3 protein-coding genes are annotated in these 11,667 nt (G+C 36.2%); all 3 read left to right on the forward strand.

Going from position 1 to position 11,667, the window contains the following annotated elements:
• Positions 1–54: 54 nt before the first annotated feature.
• The 3 genes from SGJ10_04015 (at position 55) to SGJ10_04025 (ending at position 11,282) form a co-directional block, all read left to right on the forward strand.
• Positions 55–5,316 (forward strand): lamin tail domain-containing protein, encoded by a 5,262-nt coding sequence (locus SGJ10_04015; protein MDZ4757292.1) that lies wholly within the window; start codon positions 55–57, stop codon positions 5,314–5,316.
• A gap of 27 nt (positions 5,317–5,343) precedes the next feature.
• Entirely contained in the window at positions 5,344–6,405 is a 1,062-nt protein-coding gene (locus tag SGJ10_04020; GenBank protein ID MDZ4757293.1) for a PQQ-binding-like beta-propeller repeat protein, read from the forward strand.
• 233 nt (positions 6,406–6,638) lie between these two features.
• A complete protein-coding gene (locus tag SGJ10_04025; protein ID MDZ4757294.1) occupies positions 6,639–11,282 on the forward strand; it encodes a GEVED domain-containing protein in 4,644 nt (1,547 codons plus the stop codon).
• Positions 11,283–11,667: the final 385 nt, after the last annotated feature.

Here is an 11,667-nt window from a genome sequence, read left to right on the forward strand (position 1 = left end):
AATTTTTCTTTAATATTCAAAGTTTTAGCCTTTATTTTGAACTAACTAATCTAAATGAAAAATAAATCCATTTTACTCACCTTTTTTGCAGCCTTTGTTTTGTATTTTCGAGGGTCTTCGCAGATTTTTATCAATGAATTGCAACTGACGAATAAGACGACCATTGCTGATGAAGCTGGCTTGTACTTTCCGTGGGTCGAACTTTACAATGCAGGAAATGCAAAAATATCAATCAAAAACTTTTCGCTCACAGATGATTCAACCGCGAAAACTAAATGGAAATTTCCAGATGTATATATTAATGCCAAAGGAACAATTCTAATTTATCTATCGGGCAAAAATGCTGTAAACAATAACCGTATCCATTCCAACTTTGTTTTAAAAAATGGTGAGAGTCTATTTTTATATAATACAAGTGGCAAACAGCTAGACAAAAAGATACCCGTATATAATGAGCGTACCATGTCGCAGGCACGAATTCCCAATGGAAGTACTTGGTGTATTACCAGTGGGTGCACACCCGATTCAAGCAACAATAGTAAAACATGCTATAGTGGTTTTTTAGAACCGCCAGTGTTTGCAGTTGGTTCTGGACTTGTAAAAAGTGGTACCAATGTAAAACTATCAACTACGCAAGCAAATTGTATTATACGATATACTTTGAATGGAAATATTCCCAACGAAAATTCTCCATTATATAAAACCTATATTAAAATAGATGCCGACAAGGTAATTAGGGCTGCCTGCTTTGACACCACGAAAACATATTTTACCAGTAGAACAGTTACCAATACCTATATTACCAATAATAAAACTTTCAAACTACCCATTGTATGTCTTACTGGCGACTCAACCGACCTTTTTGATGCGAATACAGGATTGTACCCAAATTACGGCACTGTTGGGCCTGAAAAGAGAGATGCACATATAGAATATATGTTACCCTCGGGTAAATTACAATTTGAACTAGATGCCGATTTGAGTATACATGGCAATGGTTCACGCAGTATGGCCAAAAAAAGTTTAAGAGTAGAAACAAACAACAAATATGATAGTTCATCTATAAATTATAAGTTATTCCCTTTCAGAAGTTATACAGATATAACGGCTTTCACACTACGCTCAGGTAGTCAAGACCAAGGCAGTTCTATGATGCGAGATGAGCTTTGTGCTCGCATGATGTTAGGCACTAATATAGAAACTGGGGAGCACCAATCGTGTGTAGTTTTTATAAATGGTATGTTTTGGGGCATCTATCATATTCGTGAAAAGGAGGACAATGAATACTTGCAAAAAGTAACAGGTGTAGATAAAGACAGCGTAGACATTATTAACTTGAGTGGACAGGCATTATATGGTACTACTACTGCATATTACAAATTAATTAATCTTTACTCAGATTCACTCCCCACCCAAGCCAAATATGATACTTTAAGTAAATATTTGGATATAAAAAGCTGGTGCGATTATATAACCATCGAATCATTTATACATAACAATGATTGGCCTGGTAATAATACCAAACAATGGGCTCCGCATCTATCCACGGGGGGTAAATTTAGATATATGCTTTATGATACCGATTATGGAATGAGTGATACTGCTGATAAGATTGGGAAATTGCTAAGTAGCAATTATTTTGGGATACAAGCTTTTACTAAAAATTCAAAATTCAAAAATGATTTTATAAACCGTTATGCTGACTTGTTAAATACAACTTTATCTGTGGCAAATTGGAAAGCCAATATCACTTATATAAAAAATAATATATCCTATGATATGGATAAAGAAAAAAATCGATGGGGAGGCACTACATCATATTGGGATCAGAGTGTTGCCTATTTGCAAGATTTTGTGACAATGCGTATTACAACCGCCCGCAATCACTTGGTTTTAGACTACAAATTGACAAAGCTTGTAAATCTAACTTTAAACATATATCCCAGTGGTGCAGGCGTTGTTAAACTTAATACTATTATACCTAGTACATACCCTTGGAAAGGTGTATACTTTGATGGAGTTCCTGTAACTGTTACCGCTGTGCCAAGCCCTGGTTATACTTTCGATTCGATGGTGGTAAACATTACATCAACATACAAAAGCAAAACTGTAACAAAGAATTTAACCTCGGCCACTAGCAGCATCAATTTTTATTTTAAGGGCAATAGCAGAAACTTAAAAATTGCAGTAAGTGAAGTTAATTACGATTGCCATTCCACTATAAACAGCGGCAACTGGATCGAGTTACACAACTATGATACCGTACAAGTAGACATGACGGGTTATAAACTGAAAACTTCCAAAGATTACGGATTCTATGAATTCAAAGACAATTATATATTACCCGCTGGCGGATATATAGTGGTATGTGAAGATACTTTACTTTTCAAAAAGGTGTATCCTGCCGTTACTAAAAGGTTAGGAAATATTGTGAGAGGATTAGGAAATAAAGGTGACTCGATTATATTAATCGATAACAAGGGAAAAAGGAAAATACTATTTACTTATACTGATTCCTTGCCTTGGCCTGAAAATGTGGGCGGAACTGGAAGAACCATGGAACTTGTCAATGATACATTAAAACCTGCAAGTGGTACAAGTTGGTTCAACGGATGCATAGGTGGCTCTCCTGGTAGATCATATTTTCCCTGTATAGAAAATATCATCATTACTGAGATAAGCTATAACTCAAAATCGTCGCACGATGATGGAGAATGGATTGAATTATATAATACCAGTAGCGGAAATATAACCCTTGGTGGCTGGCATTTCAAAGATGGTGATGATACCCATGATTATATAATACCTACTGGAACTATTTTAAAGTCGCATGAGTATTTGGTATTATGTAATGACCTTACCAAATTTAAAATTGAACACGCGGGCGTCACCAATATTTCAGGCCCTTTCAACTTTGGACTCAGTAATAGTGGTGAGCTCTTAAGGCTGTTCGATAGTAAACTAAACCCTAAATTTTCAATGGGGTATCATAATGAATCTTTGGGTTGGCCAGCAAAACCAAATGGCGAAGGCTATACTTTAGAGCTTGCCAGAAGAAATTCTGATTACTCAAACAAAATAAATTGGATAACAGGATGTCAATATGGCTCACCTGGCAAAGACCGTGAAATATGCCCAGAAGATGTGGTATTAGTTCCTACAGAAATTAATTACAAACCTTTGCAAGAAATTAACAGTGGAGATTGGATAGAGTTTAAAAACACTTCTAAAGATACCATCAATACCTATAAATGGAATCTTTTAGCAAATAGCTCAAACTATATATTGCCAAATATCGAAATTCTTCCCAAAAACTATATAATCATTGCTGAGGATACCGCAAAACTATATAATGCATTTCCTACTATCGACAAAAATAAAGTATATCAGCTAAACTTATTATTGAACGATACAACTGAAACCATCACGCTTTTTGATAGCAGCAATATCAAACGATTTGAGATGTTCTTCGTAGCCGACAGTAATGATCAAATAGCAAATGGCAATGGGTATACCTTGCAGCTTCAGCAAATTCCAAATAATTATAGTGAATATAGTATCCATTCAAACTGGCGTCACGGATGTTTTCTTGGCAATCCACTTGAATTTATCAATTCGTGTTCTGAATTAATCAGCGTTTCAGAAATTAATTTCAATGGTGATAGCTTAAAGAAAACTGCTGATTGGTTGGAGCTATATAACTATGGTAATCGTCCCATTAATTTGAATGGCTATAATATCACCACACAGACGAGCTCAGATATTTGGAAAGACAATATGATACTCTACCCAAAAACAAGGTTACTGATCTCGGCAGATTCAAATAATATCAAGACTAATTACAATTTGGGATCACAACAAATGAATCTCAATTTAGGTCAAAATGATGATATACATATATATAATTATGACCATAAAAGTATTGCAAGAGCCAATTATGACACTTCAACTTTATTATATGCAAATGGCCTCGGAAAAACAATGGAAAGTATAATCGATACAAACTATATCACCTCGCAAAATCTATGGATGGCAGGGTGCTTTGGTGGTTCGCCCGCTGCAGCATACAGTCCCTGTCCAAAATTGGATGTGGTGGTATCGGAGATTAATTATCTTCCTTTGGCAAATTTCAATACAGGAAAATGGTTTGAATTATTGAACCAAGATTCTACCCACCTAAAAAATATAAGCAATTATTATATATCATTTGGCGATGTGAAAAACATTGTACAGTTAGATTCAAACACCTCCCTCCCGCTACAGGCAAAAACTGTCTTCTTAAACGATACCGCTGCATTTAAATTTTACTTCCCTTTTGCCATGAGCACAAAATATATTGACAAAGACCTTATTAGAGAAGGCTGGGTAAGGATTTGGGACGAAAACAAAAATCCAGTATTTGTGATGAAGTATGATAACAGTTTTGGCGGCAAGGGCAATGGCAAAACTATATCATTAATAAAACCTGATTATAATTTGAATTATTTCTCCAATAAGCTTAATTGGGAAGAAGGATGTATTGGCGGTTCACCTTCAAATTACCGAGGATGGTGCGATACAACATTATTGGTTTCAGAAATTAACTATCAATCATCCAGCAAAAATGATGCAGGAGATTGGCTTGAACTTTCAAATAAAACATCAAATGATATAAACCTAAAAGATATATATGTATATGATAGCAAAGATAAATATTATATATTAAAAGGCAATTTAATGAAAGATTCATTATTGGTTCTGGTTGGAGATTCTGCTAAATTCTTAAATGAAAATCCAAAATGTAAAAGCAAACAACATTTATCCAATTTACAATTGGAAGAGAAAGGCAGTATCCGAATTTTTGGTGCTGATAAATCGATGATATACCTAAGCAGTTGGGATTATGCTGCACCATGGAATGATAGTGCCGATGGCAAAGGTTACACACTTGAATACAATACCCAATATTCAGATTTCAGTGATGCTGGCACGTGGTTTATTGGTTGCCTAGGTGGTTCGCCGGGCAAGCCATTTGCCGCAGATTGTTATATAACTTTACCTGATACTTCGAAAAATTCAATTCATAATTCTGAAATTAATACTGATATATATATTGCACCAAACCCTACCACAGGATTGCTTACTATATATTTTGGTGCGAGCTATTCAAATAGTGCTTTAATGATATATGATGCAAAAGGTGTTTTGGTTCATAGCTCTAAAAACAGTGCAGCCCCCCAGCAAACGATCGACCTCTCAAATTTTGAAAGCGGTTTGTATTTTTTGATTGTCAATCAAAACAAACGAGTAAAGATGCTAAAATTTGTGAAAGAGTAAATAATCTTAAAACCGAATTTAGAAACTATGAAAACGCTATCGAAAATTCAGTTATGCCTGCTGCTGCTTTCAAGCCTAGCAGCCAATGCCCAGGAGGAAAATAGTATATTAAAAGATTCTATTTGGAGCTACTCCATTTATAAATATCCATGCGAACTTCCTTTAATTGATTCCAATTCTGTATATTTAGGAGCTGATGTTTCGCCTATCACTTGTTTGGACAAAAAAACTGGGAAATTAAAATGGATGTTGGATGTAGAGCTAGCCATTCATAAAAAAGGATTTTTGCACACCATAGTAGGTGATAACAAAGGCCGTATATATTTTAATGGGACTGCAAAAAATTTATATGCGGCAGATAAAAAAACAGGGAAAATTTTGTGGAAATTTGATTTGAAATTCGATGATGATGTGTGTACAAAAATCTCTTTATTCAATGATACACTTTTTTTAAATCCAGTTAATCCTATATTTATAGCACTTACTACCGCAGGGAAGGTTGCATGGGCTACTGATTTGTCCAAGTTTTGCACAGGATATACTATGGATAAAAGCACCATTTTTTGTCAACTAAAAGGTGGTGGATTTTGCTTGCTAAGTAGAAGGAATGGCAAACTTCTCAAGTTTGTTTCAGAAACTAGTCGTGGAGAAGTTTTCGCACATCCTCCAAAATATTTCGACAATACAATTGTGCTGGGAAATGAAAGAGACAGTGTTCGGGGTTTAGATAAAGCAACTTTTAAAACACTTTGGTCACTGAATGGTGCCATTATACAGTGTGCCGACAATGAACAACTATATATACATAATGATACTTTGTTTATGAAAACAGATCCACGCAATGGAAATCAACTGTGGAGGATATATGGCGATTTCGCATGGTTTCTCCAACCAACAGTATATAAGTCGAAAGTATATTTGCAAACCCGTCATCGTTTTTATATAATAGATAATGAAACAGGAGAAATATTATATGAATGTCCATTTAATCATAAATCGTATACCAAACCAATTGTAGAAAATGGGATTATATATTTGGGGTATGCTGAAAATTATGTTGCAGTACAAGACCCCACCGAAAAAAAATAAAATCGGATTTTTACACATCGGCTAATGTAATTGACATTTTTGACAGCAAATGCCAAACAAAGCAAACCTGTTTCCTTTAGAATTTACGGGGTATTCTACGCAGTTAATATTAGTCAATAAAAACACGACCCTATTGCATATTGTTGACAATAAGGAATGTATTAACTTTATTTGAATTTGCAAATTTAATCTTAATGGTTAACTTTGTCGGTTCTAAATTAACTCAAAAAAATATGAAAAAATTTTACAATTCAAACACAGACAAAATCGTATTTCCTCATCTTAAAAATGCATTATTTACTTTTTTGTTATTATTTATTTCCTCGCAATGCGAAGCACAATATTGTGCAGCTTCTCATGCCAATGCTGGCAACTGTGCTGTTACCGATATTATAACCAATGTAAAAATAAAAGGCACCTCACTCGATAATTCTGTTTCTACCTGCAATGGGGTAAGTAGGGTCAATAGCTATAGTGCCACCGGCAATACCACTGCAACATTATATAGTACCGCAGGCTATAATACTTATTCTATAAGTGTAACTTGCAGTTCGACTGATATTATTTCATTGTGGATTGACTACAATCAAAATGATACATTTGAAGCAAGCGAATGGAAACAAGTAGCTACGAATGCAACGGCCAATACGGCTGCAACGGTATCGTTTACAGTACCAACAACTGCGTTATTGGGTCAAACAGGAATGAGGGTACGGTCACGACTTTCTGGAAATCAAAATGGATCAGGCGATGCTTGTTTGGTAATGGGTTCGGGTGTAACGCATGACTATACTATTACTATTGACACCTTGGCTGCGTGCAGCGGGACACCAACGGCGGGAACAGTTTTTTCTTCCCAGGATTCTATTTGTAGCGGCACCAGTTTTTCACTATCGATAAACGGGGGAAGTTATGGTGCTGGCCAAACTTTTCAGTGGCAATCCTCATCGGACACTATTAATTGGGTTAACATGAACGGGGATACAACTATAACTATAAATACTGCTATAACTGCAAATACTTATTTTAGGTTTTATACCGAGTGCAATGGTAATGCGGATACCTCTGCATTTAAAATGGCACGTACCAATCCATTTTATATGTGCTATTGTATTCCAATTAACAATACTGCTTGTGCGATTACCGATATGATTTCAAATGTAGAAATTTCGGGTACTACGCTAAACAACATAGTGAATTCCTGTAATTCAACAGGTAACAGATATAACAATTATACAGCAACCAATAATTTAACAGGGACATTATATAATTCGTCAGGATATAATAACTACACCTTATCTGTTACTTCAACTACCAGTTCTAGAATATCTGTATGGATTGACTACGACCACAGTGGTACGTATGATGCCTCTGAATGGACACAAGTTACCACTGCAAGTACAGCCAATTCTGCTTCTACGGTTTCCATCACTATCCCTACCAATAGCCAGTTAGGTTATACAAGTATGAGAATTCGTACCCGAAATGCAGTTGCCGCAAATGGTTCTGGAAACCCCTGTACCACTTTCACCAATGGCATTACCCATGATTATATAATTTCTATTGATACTATTACCGCTTGTTCGGGAAATCTGAAAACTGGATCCGTGATGGCTACAGAAGATAAAGTATGCCCTGGCTCTATGGTGGCAGTTTACAAAAATGGAGGCACGGCCTTAGGTAGCGGCCAAACGGTACAATGGCAGTCGTCAGCAGATAGTCTTAATTGGTCTGATGTAAATGGTGCTACCTCACTAACATTAACGGTTACAGTATCAGCAAAAACTTATTATAGATATTATACGGTTTGCAACGGAAGCAGCTCTGATACTTCTAATGCAAAACTAATTGACTTAAACCCTGCATATTTATGCTATTGCCTTCCTACCCACCCCTCATGCGATGCCACTGATGAGATTACCAATGTAACGATTCAGGGAACTACATTAAATAATACACCACAGAGCTGTCCTACGGGAATCGTGAATCCTTACTACAGTTATGCATCTAAAGGAAATACCACAACGTATTTAACTCAAGGACAAACCTACAATCTGGATGTTACCACAAATACCAACAATATAATATCTGTATGGTTTGATTATGACCAAAGTGGAACTTTCGATGCTAGTGAATGGACCCAAGTATGTACTACCTCTACAGCAAATACCGCCAATACCGTTAGTATAACAATTCCTTCTACAACACCATCAGGCAAAACAGGTATGAGAATTAGGTCTCGATTAAATGGGAATACAAATGGTGCTATTAATGCATGTACCAATTTTGGCTCTGGCCAATCGCACGATTATATAGTTACCATTGGCAGTCCTTTGGCATTGGATGCTGGTGTAGCTGGTGTTACAGCCCCGGGCAATATTGCATGTTATAGCACAGCGGAACCCGTTTCAGTTGTGATACAAAATTATGGAACAGATACGCTCGACATGGCGAATAATAATGTGAAAATTCATGTAGGAGTTTCTGGTGCATTATCTGCCAGCCTCGATACCACTATTACAAACGGAAAACTTGCACCCAATGATACTTTAACTGTATTCTTTACTGGTACTTTAGATTTGAGCAAATTAAATTCGACCTATAATTTCTTAGTATATACTACGTTGAATAATGATAGCAATGCATTTAATGACTCAAGCAATTTCACCATCAATACAGTAGCACCAATTTCGTTGGACTATGTAGAAAACTTTAATAATATTGCCACTATACCAAGCTCCTATTTTGCAACAGGTTTTAATGTCTCTGCTGGTGGCGGTGTAAATGGCACTAGGGGATTACGTTTGAGTGCAAACAATACCATAAGCGTAACAGGTGTAAACTCTCCGATAGCAGGGCCTTTAACTACTAATTCCGTATTTAAGTTTAGTTTTGCTAACCCCAGTCCGTTCGATAGCCAAGATTCTCTTTTAGTGTATCTCACTTTCGATTGCGGGAAAACATATAATACCGTATACAAATTTGACAACAACAATACCAGTAGTACTTCATATAGTAATTTCATATATGATTTAAGTGCCTATTCAGGAAATAATGTAGCCGCTGTTTTTGTAAGTTATAATAATAGTGGAAATACTTATAGCATGGATTTCGACAACATTGTAATAGCTGATAAACCTACACTCAACTTGGGCCCCGACTCGACAAGTTGCACGGGTATTTTGCTAAATGCAAATCCAAAAAATAATAACAAATACAGTATCCTTTGGAGTAATACTACGACCAATAATTCTATAACTGCAAATACAAGTGGCACTTACTGGGCTCTTTTGACTGATAATAATACTGGACTTACGGCAGTAGATTCGGTTATGATAACAATTAATAGTATTTCAGTAAATCTAGGTACCAACAAAAATATTTGTAATGGTTCAAACACCAATTTAGATGCTGGTAATTTTGGTGCTGGAACCACCTATTTATGGAATACGGGTGCTACCACGCAAACTATTTCAGTAGGAACTGCCGGAACCTACTCAGTATCGGTTAAAGGAGCTAATGGCTGCATAGGTATCGACAGTATAGTGGTTGGTTATTCATCTACGAATGCCCTACAGGGATTAGATATTAGTAAAGGAAATCCTTATAATGGTTCGTTCAATAATGGAACAGCGAATAATCCAGATGCAGTATGTGTAGGCAGTTCAGTTAATTATGAATTAACTCCTCCTACTTACGGAAACAGTGGCTACGGAACTTCTTGGATAATTAGTTCATTCACCTTCGCCACACAAAATAGTAACAATCCAACCACAGGAACCTATAATACTTCAAGCCCATCATCGGCAAGCAATGGTACCTTTAGTTTCACCCCAACTAATGCAGAAGCAGATTCAATATATATGATAATGATGACCATCCAAGATATTGCTTCTGGTTGCGATACTTCTATAACTCGCTATGTAAAAGTAAATGCCTTGCCTACCCCTTCTTTAGGTTCCGATCAAACTGTTTGCCCCACAAATTCTGTTTCTTTAAATGCAGGATCGTATGTATCATATATCTGGAGTGATGGCTCCATGGGTTCTTCTCTAACTACAGCCACCACGGGTACAATATGGGTTAAAGTAACCGATGCAAATGGCTGCTCAAATTCAGATACGATGAACTTAAATAATTACAACGTAACACCCGTAAACTTGGGTGCTGACAAAACTATATGTCCAAGCACTTCGGTTAATTTAGATGCAGGAACAGGATCATCATACTCATGGAATACTGGTGCTGCCACACAAACAATTTCTGCCTCCACAGCAGGTACTTATTTTGTAGATGTAGTTGATGTAAATGGATGCAAAACAAGAGACAGTATTACCGTTTCTCTGTTTGCTGCTCCCGATGCCAGCTTTAGCAGTGCTAGGGTAAATGGCAAGAATAATAATGTACAATTTACCGCGGTAGATGTTACTGCTGGTAATATATATGCTTGGGATTTTGGTGACGGAAATACTAGCAATACACAAAACCCGTTGCATGTTTATACTGCCGATGGTTCGTATAGCGTAAAACTTACAGTTACCAATGCCAATACTTGTACAGACGCTAAAACAGTCTCAACTGTAGTGAATACAAATGTGGTGAGTATATCAAACAAAGTGAATGGGATATCAGTATATCCAAATCCATATTTTGGCTCTACGTCGCTCAATTATAGTTTATCAGAAGCCACTCAAATATCGATTGAACTTTATGATATTACGGGTCGTAAAATAGCAACACTGGCAAATGCAAAACAAAGTGCTGGTGTATATCAATTACCTATCAATACCAATAACCAAATAGCTGGAGGTACTTATACTGTGCGTATTTCAGCCAATGGTGAAATTATATCTATTCGTGTTATAGATATAAAATAATAAGAATAAAAGATTCGTATAAAAGGAGCTTTAGTAATTATAGCTCCTTTTTTTTATATACATTGCTGAGCAAAATATATTTGTTCTTGAATAAAAACAAAACCATTATTGCCACATCATATCATGCTAGTACCGAAACTCAATATATAGTAGTCCAAAAGAAAGAGACTAATCCCCCCGCATCCCGATAATTATCGGAATTAAGCGGGGCTTTCGTGATGTAGTTCGGTATTACCATTCTAAAAACTAATCAGCCCCAGACGGAGAAGTATTATAGTTTAAGAATTGGTATTATAGAAAATTCAATTGATTCTTCAAGCGAGATCAATTAAAGTAAAAGTAACTACTCAGGTACAACACGTATTCAAAACCCTTGATAAGTCTG

This window comes from Bacteroidota bacterium (genome assembly GCA_034439655.1).
Taxonomy (GTDB): domain Bacteria; phylum Bacteroidota; class Bacteroidia; order UKL13-3; family UKL13-3; genus CANJUD01.

Bases quoted from the DNA above. Each gene is read 5' to 3' on its own strand.
- SGJ10_04015 (MDZ4757292.1), top strand. From the start codon at position 55: ATGAAAAATAAATCCATTTTACTCACCTTTTTTGCAGCCTTTGTTTTG.
- SGJ10_04020 (MDZ4757293.1), top strand. From the start codon at position 5,344: ATGAAAACGCTATCGAAAATTCAGTTATGCCTGCTGCTGCTTTCAAGC.
- SGJ10_04025 (MDZ4757294.1), top strand. From the start codon at position 6,639: ATGAAAAAATTTTACAATTCAAACACAGACAAAATCGTATTTCCTCAT.